This window comes from Pseudomonas sp. HLS-6 TE3448, from assembly GCF_053629555.1.
On sequence record NZ_JBRJIO010000001.1, the window covers coordinates 4030419 to 4053477 of the forward strand.

Consider the following 23059-nt stretch of genomic DNA (forward strand, 5'->3'; position numbering starts at 1 on the left):
TACTTGGGTACTGGGTTGGCGTGTCGTTGGTTGTAGTGCCGTGGGTGTCAGGCGCAGGCCCGGTCAGGAACCAGAGGCATGGGAGCTCACCAGGTCAGCACGGCCCCCACCGCGAAGGTATCGGTGTCTTCGTTCTGGGCATCGCCCTCATGCCCGGTGATCTCGAACTGGTTGTACTCGGCCACCAGCTTGAGGTTGTCGTTGATGTCATGAAACAAGGCGACACCTCGGGTCTCGTAATCCGCCCCGGTATTGACCGCACCGTTGCCATCGTCGTTGGTCTTGCCATAGGACAATGCCACGCGGTTCTTGCCGAACCGGTACGAGCCCTGCATCAGGTAGCCCTTGCTGTCCACCTCACGCAACGTCGCTTCCCCGGCATTGTTGGTAAAAAACGGGTTGATCCCTTTGGCGGTAAAGCCGGAGCCGGTCAGCGAAAAGCTGCCCATTTTGGCCTGCACACCGTAGCCGAGCCCTTTGGAGGTCACCGTATCGACCGTACTGTCGGTGTTCTCCGAAGTCTGGTAGGAGCCGTTGAGCCAACTGTAGATCTGCGCGCCACCGAGGTCGAACTGATAGGTAATCTCGCTCTCGGTACGCGGGGCTTCCTGATAGGCCTTGCCCACATCGCTGTCATCGTTGGTATCAACCGGATCCATGATCCCCACCGCCACACGCAGCCCGTCCATCAGCGGCGTGCGGTAGGTAATCTGTGAGGTCGGGAACGGGTATGGATAGCCGCTGCCGATGTTGCCGAACGATACCCCGCCACCGTCCACCAGCCCCAGGGTGTCGCTGACCTGGCCATAACCGGCAAGCAACTCGTCGAGCAGGATGTTGGAGCGGGCAAACAGACCGAAGTCCTTGCCGATCAGCACTTCGCCCCACTCGGGGTTGGCCACGGTGCCGTAGAACTGCCGGACGTCGATGGCCGTGTCAGTGCCGTTGGTCTCACTGTCGTTGATGGTCACCCAGAACGAAGCACGCCCGCCCAGCTTCAGGTCATCGACCTGACGGGTCATGTTGAAACCCAGGTAGTTGGGCAGAAAGCCCATTTTCACCCGTGACTGGCGCCGATCGTACTGCTCACCCGCACGGTCGACATCACTGTTGACGTAGAAGGCGTTGATGTAGCCGTCGGTAGCGAAGGTGGTCTGGTCTTTGTCGTACAGCATGATTTCGGCCTCGGCCAAGGGGCTAAGGCCCAGGGCTGCGACGCTGGCGAGCAAGGGCAGGAAACGGGCATTGGCGTTGTTATTGTTGTGCATGGCGCTCTCCGCAAGCAGGGGGACAGGTGTCGGAGGCGATTATCGGAAGCCTGCGCTGGCTGCCCTACACTGCATTGGAGGCAAAGTGCTGCTGCTTTGGCCCGGCGTGACAGGCGGTGGGCCAAGGGCACTAGTACCGCGTACGGCGGTGCCACAACGCTAAAGTGCCAGTACTGTAGGCATAAGGCGTGGTTCGCCATGCAAAAATGCAGATTAGGACTGCAGTTTTGCGGATTGTATTCGGCAAATTTGCACTGCTACGATCCGGCAATCCTTGAAGGCTCATCCACAGCGTGACAATTCATGTGGAAAATCAATAACAAAGCAGGGAGATAGCGATGACCGCGCAAGCCCACCCTCCGGTCTCTGTCGACACGACCCAAGTACTGGCGGAGGTCCGCAACCATATCGGTTACCTGACGCTCAACCGCCCCGCCGGCCTCAATGCCATCACACTGGAAATGGTGCGCAGCCTGCACCAGCACCTCAAGGCCTGGAGCAGCGATCCTCAGGTACGTGCTGTCGTCCTGCGTGGCGAAGGCCCGAAGGGCTTCTGCGCCGGTGGTGACATCCGCTCGCTCTATGACAGCTACAAAGCCGGTGACAGCCTGCACAAGGACTTCTTCGTCGAGGAATATGCCCTTGACCTGGCGATCCATCATTACCGCAAACCGATCCTCGCCTTGATGGACGGTTTCACACTGGGCGGCGGCATGGGCCTGGCGCAAGGCGCCGAGTTGCGTATCGTCACCGAACGCAGCCGCCTGGCCATGCCGGAAACCGCCATCGGCTACTTCCCGGATGTCGGCGGCAGCTACTTCCTCTCGCGCATCCCCGGCGAGCTGGGCATCTACCTGGGTGTCAGCGGCGTGCAGGTGCAGGCCGCCGATGCACTCTATTGCGGGCTGGCTGACTGGTACGTCGAGAGCAGCCAGTTGGCCGTGCTGGACGAGCGCCTGGACAAGCTGAACTGGAGTGCCAACCCACTCAAGGACCTGCAAGGCGTACTGGCCAAGCTCGGCACCCAGGCGCTGGACAATCCGCCACTGGCAGGCCTGCGCCCTGCCATCGACCACTTCTTCGCCCAGCCCGACCTGCCGAGCATCATCGAGCAACTGCGCAGCGTGAGCGTCGCCGATAGCCGCGAGTGGGCCTTGAAAACCGCAGAGATCCTCGAGAGTCGCTCACCGCTGGCCATGGCGGTCACCTTGCAGATGCTTCGTCGGGGTCGCACGCTAAGCCTTGAAGACTGCTTCAAAATGGAACTGCACCTGGACCGGCAATGGTTCGAGCACGGCGACCTGATCGAAGGCGTACGTGCGCTGATCATCGACAAGGACAAACAACCGCGCTGGAACCCGCCGACCCTAGCGGCGCTGGAATCCAAGCGCGTCGACCAATTCTTCGAAGGCCTCTGAGGGCTGGAGTACGCACATGCAAGACCTGGAACTGACTGAAGAACAGATCATGATCCGCGACATGGCGCGCGACTTCGCCCGAGGCGAAATTGCCCCCCACGCCCAAGCATGGGAAAAAGCCGGCTGGATCGACGATGGTGTGGTCGCGAAGATGGGCGAACTCGGCCTGCTCGGCATGGTCGTGCCGGAACAATGGGGCGGCAGCTACACCGACTACGTCGCCTACGCCCTGGCGGTTGAAGAGATTTCCGTGGGTGACGGCGCCACAGGCGCGTTGATGAGTATTCACAACTCGGTAGGCTGCGGCCCGCTGCTGGCCTATGGCAGCGCCGAGCAACAACAGACCTGGCTTGAGCCACTGGCCACGGGCAAGGTCATCGGCTGCTTCTGCCTCACCGAACCACAAGCCGGCTCGGAAGCCCACAACCTGCGCACCCGTGCCGAGCTGCAAGGCGATCACTGGGTCATCAACGGTGCCAAGCAGTTCGTCAGCAATGCCCGCCGCGCTGGCCTGGCGATTGTCTTTGCCGTGACCGATCCAGAGTTGGGCAAGAAAGGCCTCTCAGCCTTCCTGGTGCCTACCGACAACGAAGGCTTTGTCGTCGATCGCAGCGAGCACAAGATGGGTATCCGTGCCTCCGACACCTGCGCCGTGACATTGAACAACTGCCGTATTCCTGCAGCCAACCTGCTGGGCGAGCGCGGCAAAGGCCTGGCCATCGCACTGTCCAACCTTGAAGGCGGGCGTATCGGCATTGCTGCCCAGGCATTGGGCATCGCCCGCGCTGCGTTTGAAGCGGCCCTGACTTACTCCCGCGACCGTATCCAGTTCGGCAAGCCGATCAACGAACACCAGAGCATCGCCAACCTGCTGGCCGACATGCAGTTGCAGATCAACGCCGCACGCTTGCTTATCCTGCACGCCGCGCGCCTGCGCAGCGCTGGCTTGCCGTGCCTGTCGGAAGCCTCCCAGGCCAAGCTGTTCGCCTCGGAAATGGCCGAGCGAGTATGTTCCAAGGCGATTCAGGTGCATGGCGGCTATGGCTACCTGGAAGACTACCCGGTTGAGCGTTACTACCGCGATGCGCGGATTACCCAGATCTATGAAGGCTCCAGCGAAATCCAGCGGATGCTGATTGCGCGGGAATTGAAGCACTACCCGCTCTGACCGCTACAAAAGCCAGCCTCTGCTGTGAGAGGCTGGCTTGCCAGCGCTACAAGCGCAGCGTAATAGCGGCCAAACCTCAGCGATCCACCCGACGCAACACGTCACGTTCATACTGCGGATACAGATGGCTGACGGTTCGGGTCAGCTCATACTGGGTCAGGCTGATCCCGGCAAAGCGCTCAGGGATCGGCGTTGCCAATACCTCGTTCATCTCAAGCCCTTGCAGGGCGCTGTCGTGCAGCAGCCCATCGAGCCATCCCAGGTAATCCACCATTTGCTCAAAGGGCGCCGAGTCATTGGCCAGCGGACCATGGCCAGGTACCAGCACCGTCCAGGGCAAGCCTTTCAACTGCTGCAAGTCCTGCAGCCAGACGTCCAGCCCCGGGCTGTGCGGTGTGGTCAGGGCGCGTTGATAGAACAACAGATCACCGGCGAACAGCACCCCGGTCTTTTCATCGAATACTGCTAGGTCCGCACCGCTGTGGCCGCTGAGCGCCAACAGACGCAAGGGGTGGCTGCCAAACACCTGCTGGCCGGGCTCAAGCACCTGGTCTGGCAAGCGCACCTGAGTGCCGCGCATCCAGTCACCCACCAGCCGGTACATGTTTTCGGCCAAGGCATCGCCCTGCTCCTTGAGCCGCACACCCGTCCCGGCCAGGGCCCCGACAGGCACATCGGCAAACGCCTGGTTACCCAGCGCATGGTCGGGGTGATGGTGGGTCAACAGCACCTGCACGACCGGCTTGTCGGTCACACGGGCGATGGCCTGGCGCAAGGCCTGGCCGTAACGCAGCGACGGCCCCGTGTCGATCACCACAACGCCGGCTTCTGTGACAATAAACGCGCTGTTGACGATGTTTGCACCATTGCTGCGAGAGAAGTTTTCGGTGCTGCCCTCCAGCATCCAGGTGTCGGTGGCGATCTGGCGCGGCATCAGCCGGTAGTCCAGATCGGCAAGGCTCGGCAGGCTGAACGCAGCCAGCAATAGCACTATCAAGCGCATGGGTGGGTCTCACTCCAGGGCAGCATCGAATTGATTGCCGTTGTTGTCGCGCAAGCGTAGCCGTACCGGGCCGGTATCGCGCAGATCGAAAGAAAGGCTGGGGTTCTCACTCACCGCCGGGTACAACACCAGGGTCGCCAACGAGTGGCCGGCGACGTCGAACAGTTCAGCCTGCTCGATGAAAAACTCCGGTGTGCCCGCCACCAGGCCATTGTCCATGGGGTGCGCAACGTGCACGCGCAGGCGACTGAACCCCTCTCGCGGGTAGCGGCCACCCAGTACCTGGCCCAGGCGCTGCTCCCAGTCAGGTTGGCTACGCACCACGCTGGGCGCCGTACAGCCGCCACCCGCCGCATCGATCAGGGTCGAGCCGACATGCCAGATGCCGTCTTCGGTCTGCACGGCTGCGCGCAAGGCCGTGGCCTGCTCAATACGGATACGGATCGCCAGCCAAGGCAACACATGAGGCCCCGGTTTAAAGTCGACGATTGTCGGCAAGGGGTTGAGCTCTGCCCAGGCAATGATGCGCGTAACCTTACCCGGCACGTCACGCGCATCGATTTGCAGCGGCACCTGGCGGGCGTCCTCGGCAAATGGCGGGGCAATCACGCGCACCCGCGCATCAAAAAGATAGGGGTCGTCCTTGATCCACTGTTTACGGTAGAACTCCCACATCACCGACGGTACCGGGTCCGGCCCTGGCTCAATGGCCTGCACAGGCATACCGAGCATCAGCAGCGCCAGCAGCAACGGCCCGCGGCTCATGGCTCACTCCTCGACGTGCACGCTGTCCAGGTAGCTGCGTACCGCCCAAAGCGCTTCCTGGCTCAGGTAATCTGCCATTTTCGGCATGTACACACGACCGTCGCGCACCGCGCCGTTGCGTACGCGCTCAACAAACCATTCATCGCCGTTCACGCCGGCATCGAGCAGGCGCAGGTCCGGTGCAATACCGCCGGATTTGGCCTCCAGACCGTGGCAGGCGGCGCAGTTCTGGTTATAGGCAGACGCACCGATCGAAACCGCCTTTTCCTGTTGTTCGGTGTTGCGATAAGGGTTTTCCGTGCGCCATTCGCTGCCCAGTTGCTCCAGACCGTCGGTCTTGACCGCCTGGGGAACGACGTTGCCATGGGCGAAGACTGCGCCCGCACTCAACAGGCTGCCCGTCACGATCAGGCTCAACCAGGCTTTCTTTACTGTTTTCATTGTTCTGCCCTCGACTTCTCTGCACGATGCACGCGAAAACCTCTCGACTGAAAGGTTCTGCCGGGCATCTTAGGAAGGCCGCAGAGGTGCCCCCATGCTGCTTTGGTGGTCGCGCCTTACTCCCTTGGTAGTAGGGCTTGTGGGGCAGTGCCAAATCATATCCGGGGTGGGAAGTTTTCCCGGGGCAGGCGGGAGTTTTTCCGTATCACGCAGCGCAGCAGCGTTCCAGTCTATGCAGGCCAAAACCTCCATTGGGAACACTCACCATGACAATAAGATCGTTACCCGCCGCGCTTTCGCCACTGTCCATCGCCGTGCAGACCGTCCTGCTGGTCGGCAGCCTTGCCCTGGCCCCGGCCGCCCATGCCAAGCCCGTGAGCTGGGAAGACATCGCCAACGACCACACGACCACCGAAAACGTCTTGCAGTACGGCATGGGCACCAACGCTCAGCGCTGGAGCCCGCTGGCTCAGGTCAACGACAAGAACGTGTTCAAGCTGACCCCCGCCTGGTCCTATTCGTTTGGCGATGAGAAGCAGCGGGGCCAGGAATCCCAGGCCATCGTCAACGACGGTGTGATCTATGTGACCGGCTCATACTCGCGGGTATTCGCCCTCGACGCCAAGACCGGCAAGCGTCTGTGGACCTACAACCACCGCCTGCCCGACAACATCCGTCCGTGCTGCGACGTGGTCAACCGTGGCGCCGCCATCTACGGCGACAAGATCTACTTCGGCACCCTCGACGCCCGGGTCATCGCACTGAACAAGGACACCGGCAAGGTCGTCTGGAACAAGAAGTTCGGCGACCACAGCGCCGGTTACACCATGACCGGTGCGCCGACCTTCGTCAAAGACCAGAAAAGCGGCAAGGTCCTGATGATTCACGGCAGCTCTGGCGATGAATTTGGCGTGGTCGGCCAACTGTTCGCCCGCGACCCGGACACCGGTGAAGAAGTCTGGATGCGTCCGTTCGTTGAAGGCCACATGGGCCGCCTGAACGGCAAGGACAGCACCCCGACCGGTGACGTCAAGGCGCCGTCCTGGCCGAACGACCCCACCACCGAAACCGGCAAGGTCGAAGCCTGGAGCCATGGCGGCGGCGCCCCTTGGCAGAGCGCCAGTTTCGATCCCGAAACCAACACCGTCATCGTCGGTGCCGGCAACCCTGGCCCGTGGAACACCTGGGCACGTACCGCCAAAGACGGCAACCCACACGACTACGACAGCCTCTACACCTCCGGCCAGGTAGGCGTCGACGCCACCACCGGCGAAGTGAAATGGTTCTACCAGCACACCCCGAACGACGCCTGGGACTTCTCCGGCAACAACGAACTGGTGCTGTTTGACTACAAGGACAAGGATGGCAAGCAGTACAAGGCCACCGCCCACGCCGACCGTAACGGTTTCTTCTACGTGGTTGACCGCACCAACGGCAAGCTGAAGAACGCCTTCCCGTTCGCCGACAACATCACCTGGGCCAGCCATATCGACCTCAAGACCGGTCGCCCGGTCGAAAACCCGGGGCAGCGTCCAGCCAAGCCTGAGCCAGGCCAGACGAAGGGCAAGCCGGTCGAAGTCTCGCCGCCGTTCCTGGGTGGCAAGAACTGGAACCCAATGGCCTACAGCCAGGACACCGGTTTGTTCTACGTGCCGTCCAACCAGTGGAAAGAGGAATACTGGACCGAAGAGGTCAACTACAAGAAAGGCTCGGCGTACCTTGGCATGGGCTTCCGTATCAAGCGCATGTACGAAGACCACGTCGGCTCGCTGCGAGCCATGGACCCGACCACCGGCAAGATGGTCTGGGAACACAAAGAGCGCCTGCCGCTCTGGGCCGGTGTACTGGCCACCAAGGGCAACCTGGTGTTTACCGGTACCGGTGACGGCTTCTTCAAGGCCTTCAACGCCAAGACCGGTGAAGAGCTGTGGAAATTCCAGACCGGTAGCGGCATCGTTTCGCCGCCCATTACCTGGGAGCAAGACGGCGAGCAGTACATTGGCGTAACCGTCGGCTATGGCGGCGCGGTACCACTGTGGGGTGGCGACATGGCCGAGCTGACCAAGCCGGTGGCACAGGGTGGTTCGTTCTGGGTGTTCAAGATCCCGGCCTGGGACACCAAGACCGCTCAGCGCTGATGTGAACCTCAGGGGCGCCTCTGGCGCCCATCGCCAGCAATGTCGGCAGCTACCGCAACGCGTTGTAGCTGCCGGCTTGCCAGCGATAGCCCTCTCACTGCCCCAGGAGACTCCCATGAAGTACCTTCCACTGCTGCTCGCCGTGGCCATGAGCCCCGTCTTCGCCGCCAGTAGCGACACCGGCGACGACACGCCGTTGACGATCAACGGCTGCGTCATCCAGCCCGAAAGCCAGTGCCCCGATGCAGACCTGCGCAATGCCGACCTGAGCAACCAGGACCTGCGCAAGATGAACCTGGCGGGCGCGGATCTGCGCGGGGCCAACCTGCGGCACGCCCGCCTCGACCTGGCCAACCTGGAAAAAGCCAACCTGCAAGGCGCCAACCTGACCCGCGCCAGCCTGCAACAAAGCAACCTGCGCCTGGCTGACCTGAGCGGCGCCAACCTGATAGCGGCGCAAGCCTGGGGGGTCTTTGCTCAGGGTGCCAATTTCAACGATGCCAACCTCAGCGCAGCCTACCTGGAGTTTGGTCGACTCTCCGGTGCCAAGCTGCACAAGGCCAACCTGCAAGCTGCGGACCTGGAAATGACCTGGCTGAGCAAAGCCGACCTCAGGGGCGCCAGCCTGGTCGATGCCAACCTGCAAGAAGCCAAACTGGGTGAGAGCAACCTGGAACAGGCCGACCTGCGCGGCAGTCGCCAGCACTATGCGAATTTTCAGGACAGCAATATGGAGGCCTGCCAAGGCTGCCCGGTTTCGTGGGACTAAGCGGCAATCCGCAGCAGGCCGGCGTCAATCGCCAGGTGCACCAGCTCGGCCTGCGAGCTGACCTGCAGTTTGCTCTTGAGCAAGGTCAGGTAGTTGGAAACGGTCTTGGCGCTGATACACAACTGCTCGGCAATGAGCCGGCTCGGCGTACCTTTAGCCAGCATCAGGAAGATCTCCGTCTCACGCTGCGTGAGGCCGCGAAGGCGTGCGTCGCCTGCCTGCATAGGGTGGGACTGGCAGGCCAGTTGGGTCGCCAAGGACTGTTCGATGTAGGCATGCCCGGACAGCACCCGACGAACCGCTTCCACCAGTACCTGAGGTTTCACGGCTTTGGACAAGTAGCCGCAGGCGCCGGCATCAAGCGCTTGTCGCACCAGGCTCAATTCGGTGTGTTCGCTGAAAAACAGGATTCGCAACTGCGGTACGCGCTGACGCAGGCGCCGGGTGGTTTCCAGGCCGCTGATACCGGGCAGGTCGAAATCCATGATCAATAACCCTGGCAGTTGCTCCTGCACCCGCTGCAGGGCCTCCTCACCACTGGCCGCCTCGGCAATCAGCAGCTCGGGCAACGCCTGGCGCAAGGTGTGTGCCAGGCCAAGGCGGACCATCGGGTGGTCGTCGACCAGCAAGATCTCCATACAGCCTCCGGCAGTGAGTGGGTTGGTCGTCGCAGACCTTCATGCTAGAGCTGCCACAACGCGCACAATCTAATACTTTGGTACTGCTTTAGCTGTCGATGGTCGCATTCACAAAGCGTCACGACTGGCCTGTAATGAAGGCATAACAAAAATGAGACTGCCGACCATGTTGCGTGCCATGTCCGCCCTCCTCTGCCTGACGCTATCTGCCGTCGTGGCACTGCCGGTGCTTGCCGAAACGCCGCTGTTTTCCAGCGATGGCTACCGCATTGCACTGTATCGAAGCCCCACCCCTGCCCACGCTGAACCGGCGCAAACCCTCGACACCAAACAGTTGCAAAGCCTGCTGCGGGAAACACCGGGGCCTGTGCTGATCGATGTCTACCGCCGCACCTGGTTGCATGGCCAGTTCATCGATAGCGAAGCGCATGCCAACCTGCCCGGTAGCCATTGGCTGGCCAACACCGGAGATGGCGAGTTGAGCGCCGACTGGGCGGCCTACTTCCAGAAACACCTGCACCGCCTGAGCGCTGGCGACCGGCAACGCCCACTGGTGTTCTATTGCCGCTCTGATTGCTGGTTAAGCTGGAACGCGGTCAAACGTGCTGCCAGGCTGGGCTACACCCGGTTGTACTGGTACCGTGACGGCATCGACGCGTGGGAGGCCGCCGGGCTGCCACTGAGCGCTGCAACACCCGAAGTCTTCCCCTGAGTTTCCTGCCTGCGAGCATGACCACAACAATAAGGTGCAAAGCCATGTACAAGATTCTGATCGCCGACGACCACCCGCTGTTTCGCGAGGCCATCCACAATGTGATCAGTGACGGCTTCCCAGGCAGTGAAGTGCTGGAAACCGCCGACCTGGATAGTGCCCTGGCCCTCACTCAGAGCGCCGATGACCTCGACTTGATCCTGCTTGATCTGAACATGCCGGGCATGCACGGTCTCGGCGGGCTGATCAACCTGCGTAACGAGGCCCCCACAGTACCGGTGGTCATTGTCTCGGCTGAACAGGACAAGCAAGTGGTCCTGCAGGCCATCACCTATGGCGCGGTGGGCTTCATCACCAAATCCTCACCACGGTCGCAAATGACCGAAGCCATCGAGCAGATCCTGAACGGCAATGTCTACCTGCCGCCTGACATCATCCGCACCCAGAAAAACACCAGCCGGCGTAGCCAGAGCGAGCCTCAGGGGTTTGCCCCGGAACTGCTCCAGGCGCTGACCCGCAAGCAACTGCTGGTGCTTGAACGAATGACCAAGGGTGAGTCGAACAAGCAGATCGCCTACAACCTCGATATCGCCGAAACCACGGTCAAGGCCCATGTCTCGGCCATTCTGCGCAAGCTCAACGTGCATAACCGGGTGCAGGCGATTCTCAGTGCCGGCGACATCGACTTTACCGCCTACTTGCGACGCTGAGCGGGCAGGTTTATCGCACTCATGCAAAAAGACTATTGAATCAGCGGGCCGCCCTACAGTAAGCTCGGGAACATCAACTGGAGCCAGACATGTCACTTACCACCCTCACTCAAGCACGTCACACCGGTCGCCTCGCGCAGCCGCTGCTGGCTATTGCCGAGTGCGGTACCTGCGCTCCAGCCAGCTTTTATTTTGGGTATTGGTTTAGCCAACGGCGCCGCTGATACCTACACCGGCGCCCACTTCCAAGGGGACGCCAGGCACAGAGAATACTCAACCCCCGGTCGGCTCCCCGACCGGGGGTTTTGTTTTTTGGGCGTCGTACACCACACACATTGAGGAACAGCACATGAACTACAGCACTTATTACCGTTACCCAGGTTGCATCGCGTGGCGATTTAGCCAGTTCCGTTCGGGCCTGCCAGCCGCCGCCGATCGGTCAAACACAGGTGGCAACGACACAGATGATCTTAATCCGGCCCACTGTCGAACACCTCGATAGGGCCGGCTGCGCGGGCCAGAACCCGCTCTTCGCCAAGGATTCCCGAACATGCAATCGTCCAGCCTCGCTCTGCCCCTGACTCACCCGCAACCTCAGGTTGCCGCCAATACCGCTGTTAGCCAGCGCCTGCCCAGCAGCCACATGCTCAAGCAGCACCTGCCGCTATCCAATGCGCTCAGCGCACAGGTCGAGCAGCACCGCCAAGCCGTCAAAGCCATCCTCGAAGGCCGCGATCCACGCCTGTTGGTCGTCGTCGGCCCCTGCTCCATCCACGACCCGCAATCTGCACTGGAATACGCCGAGCGCCTGGCCCATCTGGCCGAACGCGTCGATGACCAGATGCTGCTGGTGATGCGCGCCTACATCGAAAAGCCACGCACTACGGTCGGATGGAAAGGCCTGGTCTATGATCCGCAGCTGGATGGCAGCGATGACATGCACGGCGGCTTGAACCTGTCACGGCGCCTGATGCTGGACATGCTTGCGCTGGGCTTGCCGATTGCCACCGAGTTGTTGCAACCCATGGCCGCAGGCTACTTCGACGACCTGCTGAGCTGGGCCGCCATCGGTGCCCGCACGACCGAGTCACAGGTACACCGCGAGATGGTCAGTGGCCTGGCCCTGCCGGTGGGCTTCAAGAATGGCACCGACGGCAGTATCGGGATTGCCTGCGATGCCATTCGCAGCGCCGCTCATGGCCATCGTCATTTCGGCATCGATGCCCAAGGGCACCCGGCCATCATCGAGACCCTGGGCAATCCGGATACCCACCTGGTATTGCGCGGTGGTCACAAGGGCCCCAACTACGATCGCCAGAGCATTGAGCAGGCCCGCAAAGGGCTGGAAAGCGTCGGCCTGGCGCCGCGTATCATGGTCGACTGCAGCCATGCCAACAGCGGCAAGGACCCGGCCCGCCAACCACAGGTGTTCAACGAGGTGCTGGAGCAGCGCCTGCAGGGTGACCGCGCGCTGGTTGCGGTCATGCTGGAGAGCCATTTGTTCGACGGCTGCCAGGCACTGGGCAAGCAACCACTGCGCTATGGGGTATCGATCACCGACGGCTGCCTGGGCTGGAACAGCACAGAGACGTTGCTCACCAATGCCGCCGACGCACTGCGCGAGAATGCGCGGGAAAAACCCGGCGCAATCCTGTAGGCTCGCCATTTTAACGCCAAGGAGCCCTGTATCATGGCCAAAGCCACTGCCCGTCACATCCTGGTTGCCAGCGAAGCCAAGTGCAACGAACTGAAAGCCGAAATCGAAGCCGGTGCCGACTTCGCTGAAATCGCGAAGAAGCACTCCACCTGCCCGTCCAGCCGCCAAGGCGGCGACCTGGGCAGCTTCGGCCCTGGCCAGATGGTCAAGGAGTTCGACACCGTGGTCTTCAGCGCACCGGTCAATACCGTACAAGGCCCGGTGAAGACCCAGTTCGGTTACCACCTGCTGGAAGTCACCAGCCGCCAGGACTAAACGTCATCGGCATCCAGCGCACGGCCCCTGTGGGTCGTGCGCCTGGCACTGGGCCTGGAAGGATCGCAGTGCGTTGCCCCGCCGTCGTTGCGTACACTGTCAGAACGAACAGACACACACCGCCAAACGATCAGGCCAACCTTCCATGCGGTCAGCATTCTGCTACGTCCTCGCCCTGCTTTTGGTGCCAATCACCGCATTGGCAGCGCCTTCACACGCACTGACCGTCTACGGTGAAGCCCCCCGCTACGCCGCCGGCTTCCAGCATTTCGCCTACACCAATCCCGCTGCTCCGAAAGGCGGGACGATGCGCCGCTCGGCGCTGGAAATCGGCCAGTTCGACCATGTGTTGCCCTACATCGACAAGGGCATCGGCGTCAGCCAGGTAGACGGCTGGTTGTACGCACCCTTGGCGGTGCGCAGCGAAGATGAGCCCTATACCGTCTATGGTTTGGTCGCAGAGCGAATGGAGCGTGGCCCGGATGGCTTATGGTTGCGTTTCTACCTCGACCCGCGCGCGCGCTTTGCCGATGGAACGCCGATTCGCGCTGAAGATGTGAAATACACCTTCGCGCTGCTGATGCGTGAGGGCAACCTGAAGTACCGCACACAGTTTGCCGATGTTGCCGCGGTCGAAGTGGAGCAGCCAGGCCAGGTGCGCTTCCTCTTCAAGAACAATCAGAACCGCACCCTGCCGCTGGACCTGGCAACCCTGCCCGTGCTGCCTGAACACTGGTGGAAAACCCGCGACTTCGCAGCCGGTGGCGGCTTTGAAGCCCCACTGGGCAGCGGCCCCTATCGCATTGCACACATCGACAATGGTCGCAGCGTCACCTTCGAGCGCAATCGCGACTGGTGGGGCAAAGACCTGCCGGTCAATCGCGGACGCTACAACTTCGACCAGATCCGCATCGAGTACTTCGGCGATACCGATGTAGCACGGCAGGTGCTGCGCGGCGGCGGCTACGACTACAACCGCGAGTTTTCTGCCACCGGCTACACCTTGGGCTACAACGGCCCGGCACTGGACGACGGTCGCCTGCAGCGCGCACACCTGGCCCGAGAAGCGCCACAAAGCGCCCAAGGGTTTGTCTTCAACCTGCAACGGCCCGTGTTCCAGGACCGGCGCGTGCGTCAGGCATTGGCCCTGCTCTGGGACTTTGAGTGGAGCAACCGGCAGATGATGCGAAACCTGTACATCCGCCAGAACAGCTACTTTGCCAATACAGCACTGGCGGCAACGAAACCGCCAGATGCAGAAGAGCTGGCCTTGCTCGAACCGTTGCGCGGGCAGATTCCCGATGAAGCCTTCAGCCAGGTGTTCGAGGCGCCGAAAACCGATGGTTCAGGCTTGATCCGCGCCCAGCAACTCCAGGCCCTGGCGTTGCTGAACGCGGCGGGCTGGCGAGCTCAAGGCGACCACTTGGTCAATGCCCAGGGCGAACCCCTGAGTTTCACCTTCCTCAATGCCCAAAACGGCTTTGAGCGCTTGTTGCTGCCGTGGAAGAGAACCCTGGCACAGATCGGCATTACCCTGGACATCCGCCGTATCGACGCCTCGCAGTACATCAACCGCGTGATGGAACGCGACTACGACATGATCGTCACCGGCTACCCCGTATCGCCCTCCCCAGGCCTTGAGTTGTACAACTACTTCGGTTCCGCAGCCGCCGACGACCCAGGTTCAAACAACTACATGGTGCTGCGCGACCCGGCCGTGGACCGTTTGATCGATGGCCTGGTAAAAGCCGCAACCCAGGCGGACATGCTGCGCCATGCGCATGCACTGGACCGGGTGCTGCAATGGAACCACTACTGGATTCCCAACTACTATCCACCGGGCTCCTCTACTGTGTGGTGGAACCGTTTCGGCCAGCCGAAGGTGCAGGCCAGCAACGATGAGGCGCTGGACACCTGGTGGGAAATCAGCCCCACACCACTGACCAACGCACAGATGGCTGAACAGCTTGGCAAGGGCACCGTGGCCGGGAGCAAACCATGACCGGCTATATCCTGCGACGCCTGCTGCTGATCGTGCCGACCCTGCTGATCATCCTGCTGGTGAACTTCGTCATCATCCAGGCGGCACCTGGCGGCCCGGTGGAACAAGCCGTCGCCCGTCTGCAGGGCATCGGTGCTGGCGCCCCGGGTTCCAGCAGCGAAACCCTGCACAGCGGCTCGCGGGCCAGCCGTGGCCTGGACCCCAAGCTACTGGATGACATCAAGCGCCAGTACGGCTTCGACAAATCGGCGCCCGAACGGCTCTGGCTGATGCTGAGCAACTACGCCCGGCTCGACTTCGGCAAGAGCTTCTTTCGCGGCGCGACCGTCACCGACCTGATCCTCGAGAAAATGCCGGTCACGCTGTCCTTGGGCTTCTGGGCGACCTTGATTACCTACCTGGTTTCCATCCCCCTGGGCATTCGCAAGGCGGTGCATCATGGCAGTGCCTTCGACGCCTGGAGCAGCACATTGATCGTGATTGGCTATGCCTTGCCGGCCTTTCTCTTCGCCCTGCTGTTGATCGTGTTGTTCGCCGGCGGCACCTCACTGAACTGGTTCCCGGTACGCGGCCTGGTCTCGGAGAACTTTGCCGAGCTGAGCCTGCTGGGCAAAGTGGCCGACTACTTCTGGCACCTGGTATTGCCGGTCGGCGCCTTGGTGATCGGCGGCTTCGCCACCTTGACCCTGCTGACCAAGAACGCCTTTCTCAACGAAATCACCCGCCACTATGTACTCACCGCCCGGGCCAAGGGGCTGAGCCAGCGGCGGGTGCTGTATGGCCATGTGTTCCGTAACGCGATACTGCTGGTGGTGGCCGGCATTCCGCAGGCACTGATCTCGGTATTTTTCGCCGGTTCGCTGTTGATCGAGGTGATTTTCTCCCTCGATGGCCTGGGCCGCATGAGCTACGAAGCCGCCGTATCACGGGATTACCCGGTGGTATTCGGCTCGCTGTTCATCTTCACCCTGTTCGGCCTGCTGATCCGCTTGCTGGGCGACCTGTGCTACACCCTGGTCGACCCGCGCATCGACTTCGCGACGAGGAGCGCATGATGTTCAAGCCTTCACCGCTAGCCCTTCGGCGCTTCCAGCGTTTTCGGCGCAACCGTCGTGGCTGGTGGTCGCTGTGGCTGTTCATCGGCCTTTTTACCCTGTGCCTGGGGGCTGAGCTGATCGCCAACGACAAACCCTTGCTGCTGGGCTACAAAGGCGACCTGTATTTCCCAGCCTTCAAGCGCTACACCGAACAGGATTTTGGCGGGCAGTTGCCCTTTCAGCCCGACTACCGCAGCCAGTACGTGCGCCAGTTGATCGCGCAACAGGGTGGCTGGATGCTCTTTGCGCCGATCCCCTTCAGCGCCGACACCCCCAACTACGACCTGCTGCAACCTACCCCCAGCCCGCCGTCGACAGACAACTGGCTAGGCACCGACGACCAGGCCCGCGATGTGTTGGCGAGGGTGCTCTACGGCACGCGAGTATCGATCCTCTTTGCCTTGGCGCTGACCGCCGTCAGTACGCTGATTGGCGTTGCCGCTGGCGCACTGCAGGGCTATCACGGTGGTTGGGTCGACCTGATCGGTCAACGCCTGCTGGAAGTCTGGTCGGGCTTGCCGGTGCTGTACCTGCTGATCATTCTCTCTGGTTTCGTCGAACCGAACTTCTGGTGGCTGCTGGGGATCATGGCCCTGTTCTCCTGGCTGGCCCTGGTGGATGTCGTACGTGCCGAATTCCTCCGTGGGCGCAACCTGGAATACGTGTTGGCAGCACGGGCCATGGGCCTGCCTGATCGGCTGGTGATCCTCCGGCATATCCTGCCCAACGCCATGAGTGCCACCCTCACCTACCTGCCATTCATTCTCACCGGGGCCATTTCGACCCTTACCGCCCTGGACTTCCTTGGCTTTGGCATGCCTGCCGGCAGCGCCTCGCTGGGCGAACTGGTGAACCAGGGCAAACAGAACCTGCAGGCACCGTGGCTGGGCTTCACCGCCTTCTTCGCCTTGGCGCTGATCCTGTCACTGTTGGTGTTCATTGGCGATGCCTTGCGCGAAGCCTTCGATCCTCGGGCCTGAGCGGTGCATAATTCCTGACCCGGCCCCAAGGAGCGGTTCATGCACGACAGCGACAACCTCAAGGACTATCAGCGGGTACGCTTACTGGCGATTCGCTCGCTGTTCGAAATCATCGAGCAATCCAGCGAAGGCACGGTGATCGTTGACCGCGATGCACGCATCGTCTGGATGAACGAGCGCTATGCCCGCCGCTTCGGCCTGGAGGATGCCAGCAGCGCCATCGGCCAACCGTGCGAAGCGGTGATCCCCGGCACCCTGATGCGTGAAGTGGTCAGCAACGGGCGCCCCATACTGCTCGACATGCTCGACACCCCCAAAGAACCGCTGGTGGTGATGCGCCTGCCCATTCAGGATGCCAAAGGCGGCGTGATCGGCGCCATTGGCTTCGCCTTGTTTGATGAGCTGCGCAGCCTCTCGCCATTGCTCAAGCGCTATTCGAGCATGCAGCAGGAACTGGCCTCGACCCGCTCGCTGCTGCAGGCGCGCCAGGCCAAGTACAGCTTCGCCCAGTTCATTGGCACCAGCGCGGCAACCCTCGAGATCAAACGCCGTGCCCGACGCGGTGCAGGCAGCGACTCCCCGGTGCTGCTGCTCGGCGAAACCGGCACCGGCAAGGAACTCCTGGCCCATGCCATTCACGCGGCCTCACCGCGTGCGCACAAGGCGTTTGTCAGCATCAACAGCGCGGCCATCCCCGAGGCCTTGCTGGAAGCCGAGTTCTTCGGCACGGCGCCAGGCGCCTTTACCGGTGCAGACCGCAAGGGCCGCCCCGGCAAACTGCAGATCGCCCAAGGCGGCACCTTGTTCCTCGACGAAATTGGCGACATGCCGTTGCCGCTACAGAGCAAGCTGTTACGTGTACTGCAAGAGAAAGAGTACGAACCCGTTGGCTCCAACCAGGTGATGCGCAGTGACGTACGGATCATCGCGGCCACGTCGACAAACCTGGAGGCTGCCATGGCCAATGGCAGCTTCCGTGCCGACCTGTATTACCGGCTCAATGTCTTGCCGATCAATGTGCCACCGCTGCGCGCACGGCTGGAAGATCTGCCGGCCCTGAGCGAGGCGATTCTGGAAGACCTGGGCAGCCAGCATGAGCTGGAGGCCGAGGCCCAGGCGCTGCTGCTCCGGCATGCCTGGCCGGGCAACATACGTGAACTGCGCAACGTACTGGAGCGAGCGACCTTGCTGGCCGATCATCCACGACTCGGCGCGAGCGACATCCAGGCCGCCTTGGGCACCTTGGCACCGCTGGCGCAACAAGCGCCACAGAAAACCTACAAACAGGCCTGCGAAGATTTCGAGCGGCAGTTACTGACCGATACGTTGGCGCAGTGCGCAGGCAACGTGCCAGAAGCCGCCAGACAACTGGGCCTTGGCCGTTCGACCCTGTACAAGAAAATGGTTGCGCTGGGGTTGTGATCATCGCCGGCCTTGCGCGCAGCGCTTGTCTCCATAAAGAGAAACACCGTCTCTTTATAGAGACAGAAGCTATACAGCGCTAATCCGGCTGATTTCCAGCGCCACAGCGCACTCAGGCCAATCACTTGTCTCTGTTCAGAGAAAATAGCGCCTCGCATTGCGCTCAAAAACAATAAAACCCTTATATTTCAATACCTTGTAAAACTGGCACGAATCCCGCTATCTCCGTCGCATCAACAAAAACAAGATGCCTCAAGGAGACACTCGATGAGTGTAATCATCGCCCTGGCAGCGCTTGCGCTGCTGATGCTGGCTGCTTACCGTGGTTATAGCGTTATCCTGTTCGCCCCCATCGCCGCGCTTGGCGCGGTGTTGCTGACAGACCCTTCTGCCGTTGCACCCGCCTTTACCGGGGTGTTCATGGAGAAAATGGTCGGGTTCATCAAGCTCTACTTCCCGGTGTTTCTGCTGGGTGCCGTATTCGGCAAGCTGATTGAACTGTCCGGCTTTTCCCGCTCGATTGTCGCTGCAGCCATACGCGTCCTCGGTACCCGCCAGGCAATGCTGGTGATCGTACTGGTCTGCGCCCTGCTGACCTATGGTGGCGTTTCGCTGTTCGTGGTGGTTTTCGCCGTCTACCCGTTCGCGGCCGAAATGTTTCGCCAGAGCAACATCCCCAAGCGGCTGATCCCGGCCACCATTGCCCTGGGCGCGTTCTCCTTCACCATGGACGCCTTGCCCGGCACCCCACAGATCCAGAACATCATCCCCAGTACCTTCTTCAACACCACCGCCTGGGCAGCGCCGTGGCTGGGGCTGATCGGTACGGTGTTCGTTTTCTGTGCCGGCATGCTTTACCTGCAACGCCAACGCAACAAGGCCCAACGGGCCGGCGAAGGTTACGGCACGGATTTGCGCAACGAGCCCGAAACAGCCACCGACCTGACCCTGCCCAACCCGCTGTTGGCCCTGTCGCCACTGGTGTTGGTGGGGGTGATGAACCTGCTGTTTACCCACTGGATTCCCGCCTGGTACGGCAAGACCCATAGCTTGAGCCTGCCCGGCATGAGCACCCCGGTACAAAGCGATATCGCCAAGCTCACCGCAATCTGGGCGGTAGAAGCCGCGTTGCTGATTGGCATTCTGATGGTGCTGGTGTGCGGCTACAGGGCCATTCGCACGCGCCTGGCAGAGGGCACCAAGAGCGCCGTCAACGGTGCCTTGCTGGCCGCGATGAATACCGCGTCGGAGTACGGCTTCGGTGCAGTCATCGCCTCGCTGCCGGGCTTTCTGGTGCTGGCCGATGCGCTCAAGAGCATTCCCAACCCACTGGTCAACGAAGCCGTCACCGTCACCCTGCTGGCGGGCATTACCGGCTCTGCGTCCGGCGGCATGAGCATCGCCCTGGCAGCCATGTCGGAGACGTTCATCGCTGCCGCCAACGCCGCGAACATTCCGCTGGAAGTACTGCACCGCGTGGCTTCGATGGCCAGCGGTGGCATGGACACCCTGCCCCACAACGGCGCGGTGATTACCTTGCTGGCAGTCACCGGGCTAACCCACCGCGAAGCCTACAAGGACATTTTCGGCATCACCCTGATCAAGACCCTGGCGGTATTCGTGGTTATCGCCACTTTCTACGCCACGGGCATCGTTTAAGGAGCACAACATGAACTTCAACGGTAAAACCGCATTGGTGACCGGCTCTACCAGTGGTATTGGCCTGGGGATCGCGCAGGTATTGGCCCAAGCCGGTGCCAACCTCATACTCAACGGCTTCGGTGACGCCAGTGCGGCCATCGCCGAGGTTGCCCGTCACGGCACCCGCGTGGGCCACCACCCCGCCGACCTGAGTGATGTGCAGCAGATCGAAGACCTCTTCGCCTATGCCAACCGCGAGTTCGGGGGTGTCGATATCCTGGTCAACAATGCCGGCATCCAGCACGTTGCGCCGGTTGAGTCCTTCCCCACCGAGCGCTGGGACGCGATCATCGCGCTCAACCTGTCGGCCGTGTTCCATAGCACGCGGCTGGCACTGCCGGGCATGCGCCAACGCAACTGGGGGCGGATCATCAATATCGCCTCGGTGCATGGCCAGGTCGGCTCGGTGGGTAAAGCCGCCTATGTTGCGGCCAAGCACGGGGTGATCGGGCTGACCAAGGTGGTTGGGCTGGAAACCGCCACGACCCCGATCACCTGCAATGCTATCTGCCCTGGCTGGGTGCTGACGCCGCTGGTGCAAAAGCAGATCGACGACCGCGCCGCAGGTGGCATCGATCCGCAGCAGGCGCAACACGATCTGTTGGCCGAGAAGCAGCCGTCACTGGCCTTCGTCACCCCCGAACACCTGGGCGAGCTGGTAGCGTTCCTCTGTAGTGAGGCTGGCAGCCAGGTTCGCGGCGCCGCCTGGAACATCGACGGCGGCTGGCTGGCCCAGTAAGGCAGGTGCTTTGCCAGACGGGCTGCGGCCAACACAGCAATTCTGGCTGTCAGCCCCGAGGTTGGCGAATACACTGTTCTCAGGACGATAACAAAGAGGACATGGCATGAACGAGGTGCTCTGGCGCCCGACCGAGGCGCAAATCCAGGCCAGCCCGATGGATGCCTTTCGTCGGCAGATCAACCGTCGCCATGGGGTGCACCTTGACGACTACCATGACCTGCACCGCTGGAGCATCGAGCAGCGCGAGGCCTTCTGGCAGGCCCTGGCCGACACGTTCGAGGTGCGCTGGCATCAGCCACCCCGGCAAGTGCTCGAGGAAGGCCCGCACATGCCCGATGCTCGCTGGTTCAGCGGCGCGACCCTGAATTTCGCCGAGCACCTGTTGCGCCGCGACGACCTCCGCCGTGACAACTGCGCCGTGGTGTCTCTGCGCGAAGACGGCAGCCGTTTCACCCTCAGCCACACGGAGCTGGCCGCCCAGGTTGCAGGGCTGCAGCGCAGTTTCAAGGCGATCGGTATCGGTGTCGGCGACCGTGTCGCGGCCTGTCTGCCTAACACCTGGCATACCCTGGTGGCGATGCTCGCCTGCACCAGCCTGGGCGCCGTCTGGTCGTGCTCCTCGCCAGAGTTCGGTACCCATGGCATTGTCGACCGCTTTGGCCAGATCGAACCCAAACTGCTGATCGTCTGCGCGGGTTATCACTACGCCGGCAAAGACATCGACCAGACCGATAAAATCAACGAGGTACTGGCCCAGTTGCCAAACCTTGAGCAGGTGCTGGTGCTGCCGTACACCCGCACGCAAGCGCAGACTGCGGACTTCCACTGCGCGGCCAAGGTCAGCCTGTGGGACGACTTCTATCAGCCAGGCGGTACACCGACGTTTACGCCCCTGCCGTTCGACCACCCGCTCTACATCCTGTACTCCAGTGGGACTACCGGTGTGCCCAAGTGCATCGTTCATTCGGCCGGAGGTGTGCTGCTGCAACACCTGAAGGAACATGGCCTGCACAACAGCCTTGGCCCAGGCGACACCCTGTTCTACTACACCACCTGTGGCTGGATGATGTGGAACTGGCTGGTCAGCGGCTTGGCCCTGGGCGCGACGCTGGTGCTGTACGATGGCTCGCCGCTGTACCCTGACGCGGGGCGCCTGCTCGACCTGATCGACAGCGAGTCAATCAGCGTGTTCGGCACCAGCGCAAAGTACCTGACTGCACTGGAGCATGAAGGCCTGCAACCGCGGCTCAGCCACCGTCTGGAGCGCTTGCGCCTGCTACTGTCCACCGGCTCGCCGTTGTCACCGCAGAGCTATGACTACGTGTACCGCGCGTTCAAGCACGACCTGCATCTGGTGTCGATGTCGGGCGGTACCGACATCGTCTCCTGTTTCGTGATCGGCAACCCCACCCTGCCCGTAAGGCGTGGCGAGATCCAGTGCAAGAGCCTGGGCATGGCAGTAGAGGTCTGGAACGATGAGGGCCACCCGGTGATTGGCGAAAAAGGCGAGCTGGTCTGTACCCGACACTTCCCGGCGATGCCGTTGGGGTTCTGGAACGACCCGCAGGCCGAGCGTTTCAAGGCGGCCTACTTCAGCCAGTTTCCCGGTGTGTGGGCACAGGGCGACTATGCCGAGGAAACGGCCAGCGGCGGCATTATCATCCACGGCCGCTCCGACGCCGTACTCAACCCCGGCGGCGTGCGCATCGGTACGGCTGAGATCTACCGTCAGGTAGAAAAGATCGACGAGGTGCTGGAAAGCGTCGCCATCGGTCAACACTGGCAGGACGATGTTCGGGTGGTGCTGTTCGTCCGGCTGCGCGACGGTATCGTCCTCGATGATGCCCTGCAAACACGCATCCGCCAGACCATCCGTGCCAACACGACACCACGGCATGTACCCGCAGTGATTGTGGCGGTCAGCGATATCCCACGCACCATCAGCGGCAAGATCGTCGAGTTGGCAGTACGTAATGTGGTTCACGGTCAGCCGGTGAAAAATACCGATGCCTTGGCCAACCCCGAAGCACTGGCACATTTTCGCGACCGCGCAGAGCTGCGCGATGAGGCATAATCGGCGCTTTTCTCAGGCGTCACAGAGGTACCTACAGCC

Annotated in this window: 20 protein-coding genes; 15 read left to right on the plus strand and 5 right to left on the minus strand. The window is 61.7% G+C overall.

Features of this window, described 5'->3' with window-relative positions; genetic code table 11:
- Positions 1 to 86: 86 nt before the first annotated feature.
- Positions 87 to 1268 (minus strand): porin, encoded by a 1182-nt coding sequence (locus tag AB7M23_RS18430; RefSeq protein ID WP_099774913.1) that lies wholly within the window; start codon positions 1266 to 1268, stop codon positions 87 to 89.
- Positions 1269 to 1606: 338 nt separating this feature from the next.
- Between AB7M23_RS18430 and AB7M23_RS18435 the strand changes: the two genes are divergently transcribed.
- Together AB7M23_RS18435 and AB7M23_RS18440 are read left to right on the plus strand one after the other, a co-directional pair.
- Positions 1607 to 2686, plus strand: a complete 1080-nt coding sequence (locus tag AB7M23_RS18435) for an enoyl-CoA hydratase/isomerase family protein (protein ID WP_454241618.1) — start codon at positions 1607 to 1609, stop codon at positions 2684 to 2686.
- 16 nt (positions 2687 to 2702) lie between these two features.
- Complete coding sequence (locus AB7M23_RS18440) at positions 2703 to 3854, plus strand: acyl-CoA dehydrogenase family protein (protein WP_065758349.1); 1152 nt, start codon at positions 2703 to 2705, stop codon at positions 3852 to 3854.
- Positions 3855 to 3930: 76 nt separating this feature from the next.
- Here the strand turns inward: AB7M23_RS18440 and AB7M23_RS18445 are convergent, their stop codons facing one another.
- Genes AB7M23_RS18445 through pedF form a run of 3 tightly spaced genes read right to left on the minus strand, consistent with a single transcriptional unit; the run spans position 3931 to position 6063 of the window.
- The gene (locus AB7M23_RS18445) at positions 3931 to 4857 is read right to left on the minus strand and encodes a quinoprotein relay system zinc metallohydrolase 1 (protein ID WP_454241619.1); all 927 of its coding nucleotides are present in this window, start codon (positions 4855 to 4857) and stop codon (positions 3931 to 3933) included.
- Between the two features lie 9 nt (positions 4858 to 4866).
- A complete protein-coding gene (locus AB7M23_RS18450) occupies positions 4867 to 5622 on the minus strand; it encodes a quinoprotein dehydrogenase-associated SoxYZ-like carrier (protein ID WP_454241620.1) in 756 nt (251 codons plus the stop codon).
- Positions 5623 to 5625: 3 nt separating this feature from the next.
- The gene (gene pedF, locus AB7M23_RS18455) at positions 5626 to 6063 is read right to left on the minus strand and encodes a cytochrome c-550 PedF (protein ID WP_454241621.1); all 438 of its coding nucleotides are present in this window, start codon (positions 6061 to 6063) and stop codon (positions 5626 to 5628) included.
- 266 nt (positions 6064 to 6329) lie between these two features.
- On the opposite strand from pedF, the gene exaA reads away from it, so the two are divergent.
- Both exaA and AB7M23_RS18465 read left to right on the plus strand, forming a co-directional pair.
- The gene (gene exaA / locus AB7M23_RS18460; protein ID WP_065758345.1) at positions 6330 to 8201 is read left to right on the plus strand and encodes a quinoprotein ethanol dehydrogenase; all 1872 of its coding nucleotides are present in this window, start codon (positions 6330 to 6332) and stop codon (positions 8199 to 8201) included.
- Positions 8202 to 8316: 115 nt separating this feature from the next.
- Positions 8317 to 8970, plus strand: coding sequence for a pentapeptide repeat-containing protein (locus tag AB7M23_RS18465; protein WP_454241622.1), 654 nt, complete (start codon positions 8317 to 8319; stop codon positions 8968 to 8970).
- Here AB7M23_RS18465 and AB7M23_RS18470 read toward each other — a convergent pair.
- The gene (locus tag AB7M23_RS18470; protein WP_454241623.1) at positions 8967 to 9608 is read right to left on the minus strand and encodes a response regulator; all 642 of its coding nucleotides are present in this window, start codon (positions 9606 to 9608) and stop codon (positions 8967 to 8969) included. The genes AB7M23_RS18465 and AB7M23_RS18470 overlap by 4 nt on opposite strands.
- A 166-nt stretch (positions 9609 to 9774) precedes the next feature.
- Between AB7M23_RS18470 and AB7M23_RS18475 the strand changes: the two genes are divergently transcribed.
- The 11 genes from AB7M23_RS18475 (at position 9775) to AB7M23_RS18525 (ending at position 23020) form a co-directional block, all read left to right on the plus strand.
- Complete coding sequence (locus tag AB7M23_RS18475) at positions 9775 to 10320, plus strand: PQQ-dependent catabolism-associated CXXCW motif protein (RefSeq protein ID WP_454242199.1); 546 nt, start codon at positions 9775 to 9777, stop codon at positions 10318 to 10320.
- A gap of 44 nt (positions 10321 to 10364) precedes the next feature.
- Positions 10365 to 11030: a response regulator gene (locus AB7M23_RS18480; RefSeq protein WP_454241624.1), complete on the plus strand. Its 666-nt coding sequence runs from the start codon at positions 10365 to 10367 to the stop codon at positions 11028 to 11030.
- Between the two features lie 550 nt (positions 11031 to 11580).
- A complete protein-coding gene (locus tag AB7M23_RS18485) occupies positions 11581 to 12687 on the plus strand; it encodes a 3-deoxy-7-phosphoheptulonate synthase (protein WP_099774929.1) in 1107 nt (368 codons plus the stop codon).
- A 33-nt stretch (positions 12688 to 12720) separates the two neighbouring features.
- On the plus strand, positions 12721 to 13002 hold the full coding sequence (locus AB7M23_RS18490) for a peptidylprolyl isomerase (RefSeq protein WP_065758339.1): 282 nt from the start codon (positions 12721 to 12723) through the stop codon (positions 13000 to 13002).
- 145 nt (positions 13003 to 13147) lie between these two features.
- On the plus strand, positions 13148 to 15004 hold the full coding sequence (locus tag AB7M23_RS18495; protein ID WP_454241625.1) for an extracellular solute-binding protein: 1857 nt from the start codon (positions 13148 to 13150) through the stop codon (positions 15002 to 15004).
- Entirely contained in the window at positions 15001 to 16059 is a 1059-nt protein-coding gene (locus AB7M23_RS18500) for a microcin C ABC transporter permease YejB (RefSeq protein ID WP_454241626.1), read from the plus strand. Before AB7M23_RS18495 ends, AB7M23_RS18500 begins: the two co-directional genes overlap by 4 nt.
- Entirely contained in the window at positions 16059 to 17081 is a 1023-nt protein-coding gene (locus AB7M23_RS18505) for an ABC transporter permease (protein WP_454241627.1), read from the plus strand. Before AB7M23_RS18500 ends, AB7M23_RS18505 begins: the two co-directional genes overlap by 1 nt.
- A 39-nt stretch (positions 17082 to 17120) precedes the next feature.
- Positions 17121 to 18503, plus strand: a complete 1383-nt coding sequence (locus tag AB7M23_RS18510; protein ID WP_454241628.1) for a sigma-54 interaction domain-containing protein — start codon at positions 17121 to 17123, stop codon at positions 18501 to 18503.
- Between the two features lie 267 nt (positions 18504 to 18770).
- Positions 18771 to 20162, plus strand: a complete 1392-nt coding sequence (locus AB7M23_RS18515; protein WP_065758334.1) for a GntP family permease — start codon at positions 18771 to 18773, stop codon at positions 20160 to 20162.
- Positions 20163 to 20172: 10 nt separating this feature from the next.
- A complete protein-coding gene (gene hbdH / locus AB7M23_RS18520) occupies positions 20173 to 20943 on the plus strand; it encodes a 3-hydroxybutyrate dehydrogenase (protein ID WP_454241629.1) in 771 nt (256 codons plus the stop codon).
- Between the two features lie 106 nt (positions 20944 to 21049).
- Positions 21050 to 23020 (plus strand): acetoacetate--CoA ligase, encoded by a 1971-nt coding sequence (locus AB7M23_RS18525; protein WP_454241630.1) that lies wholly within the window; start codon positions 21050 to 21052, stop codon positions 23018 to 23020.
- Positions 23021 to 23059 lie beyond the last annotated feature (39 nt).

Bases quoted from the DNA above. Each gene is read 5' to 3' on its own strand.
- AB7M23_RS18470 (WP_454241623.1), bottom strand. From the start codon at position 9,608: ATGGAGATCTTGCTGGTCGACGACCACCCGATGGTCCGCCTTGGCCTG.
- AB7M23_RS18440 (WP_065758349.1), top strand. From the start codon at position 2,703: ATGCAAGACCTGGAACTGACTGAAGAACAGATCATGATCCGCGACATG.
- AB7M23_RS18515 (WP_065758334.1), top strand. From the start codon at position 18,771: ATGAGTGTAATCATCGCCCTGGCAGCGCTTGCGCTGCTGATGCTGGCT.
- AB7M23_RS18430 (WP_099774913.1), bottom strand. From the start codon at position 1,268: ATGCACAACAATAACAACGCCAATGCCCGTTTCCTGCCCTTGCTCGCC.
- AB7M23_RS18475 (WP_454242199.1), top strand. From the start codon at position 9,775: ATGTTGCGTGCCATGTCCGCCCTCCTCTGCCTGACGCTATCTGCCGTC.
- hbdH (WP_454241629.1), top strand. From the start codon at position 20,173: ATGAACTTCAACGGTAAAACCGCATTGGTGACCGGCTCTACCAGTGGT.
- AB7M23_RS18490 (WP_065758339.1), top strand. From the start codon at position 12,721: ATGGCCAAAGCCACTGCCCGTCACATCCTGGTTGCCAGCGAAGCCAAG.
- AB7M23_RS18500 (WP_454241626.1), top strand. From the start codon at position 15,001: ATGACCGGCTATATCCTGCGACGCCTGCTGCTGATCGTGCCGACCCTG.
- AB7M23_RS18435 (WP_454241618.1), top strand. From the start codon at position 1,607: ATGACCGCGCAAGCCCACCCTCCGGTCTCTGTCGACACGACCCAAGTA.
- AB7M23_RS18465 (WP_454241622.1), top strand. From the start codon at position 8,317: ATGAAGTACCTTCCACTGCTGCTCGCCGTGGCCATGAGCCCCGTCTTC.
- AB7M23_RS18450 (WP_454241620.1), bottom strand. From the start codon at position 5,622: ATGAGCCGCGGGCCGTTGCTGCTGGCGCTGCTGATGCTCGGTATGCCT.
- AB7M23_RS18445 (WP_454241619.1), bottom strand. From the start codon at position 4,857: ATGCGCTTGATAGTGCTATTGCTGGCTGCGTTCAGCCTGCCGAGCCTT.
- AB7M23_RS18505 (WP_454241627.1), top strand. From the start codon at position 16,059: ATGTTCAAGCCTTCACCGCTAGCCCTTCGGCGCTTCCAGCGTTTTCGG.
- AB7M23_RS18525 (WP_454241630.1), top strand. From the start codon at position 21,050: ATGAACGAGGTGCTCTGGCGCCCGACCGAGGCGCAAATCCAGGCCAGC.
- pedF (WP_454241621.1), bottom strand. From the start codon at position 6,063: ATGAAAACAGTAAAGAAAGCCTGGTTGAGCCTGATCGTGACGGGCAGC.
- AB7M23_RS18485 (WP_099774929.1), top strand. From the start codon at position 11,581: ATGCAATCGTCCAGCCTCGCTCTGCCCCTGACTCACCCGCAACCTCAG.
- AB7M23_RS18480 (WP_454241624.1), top strand. From the start codon at position 10,365: ATGTACAAGATTCTGATCGCCGACGACCACCCGCTGTTTCGCGAGGCC.
- exaA (WP_065758345.1), top strand. From the start codon at position 6,330: ATGACAATAAGATCGTTACCCGCCGCGCTTTCGCCACTGTCCATCGCC.
- AB7M23_RS18510 (WP_454241628.1), top strand. From the start codon at position 17,121: ATGCACGACAGCGACAACCTCAAGGACTATCAGCGGGTACGCTTACTG.
- AB7M23_RS18495 (WP_454241625.1), top strand. From the start codon at position 13,148: ATGCGGTCAGCATTCTGCTACGTCCTCGCCCTGCTTTTGGTGCCAATC.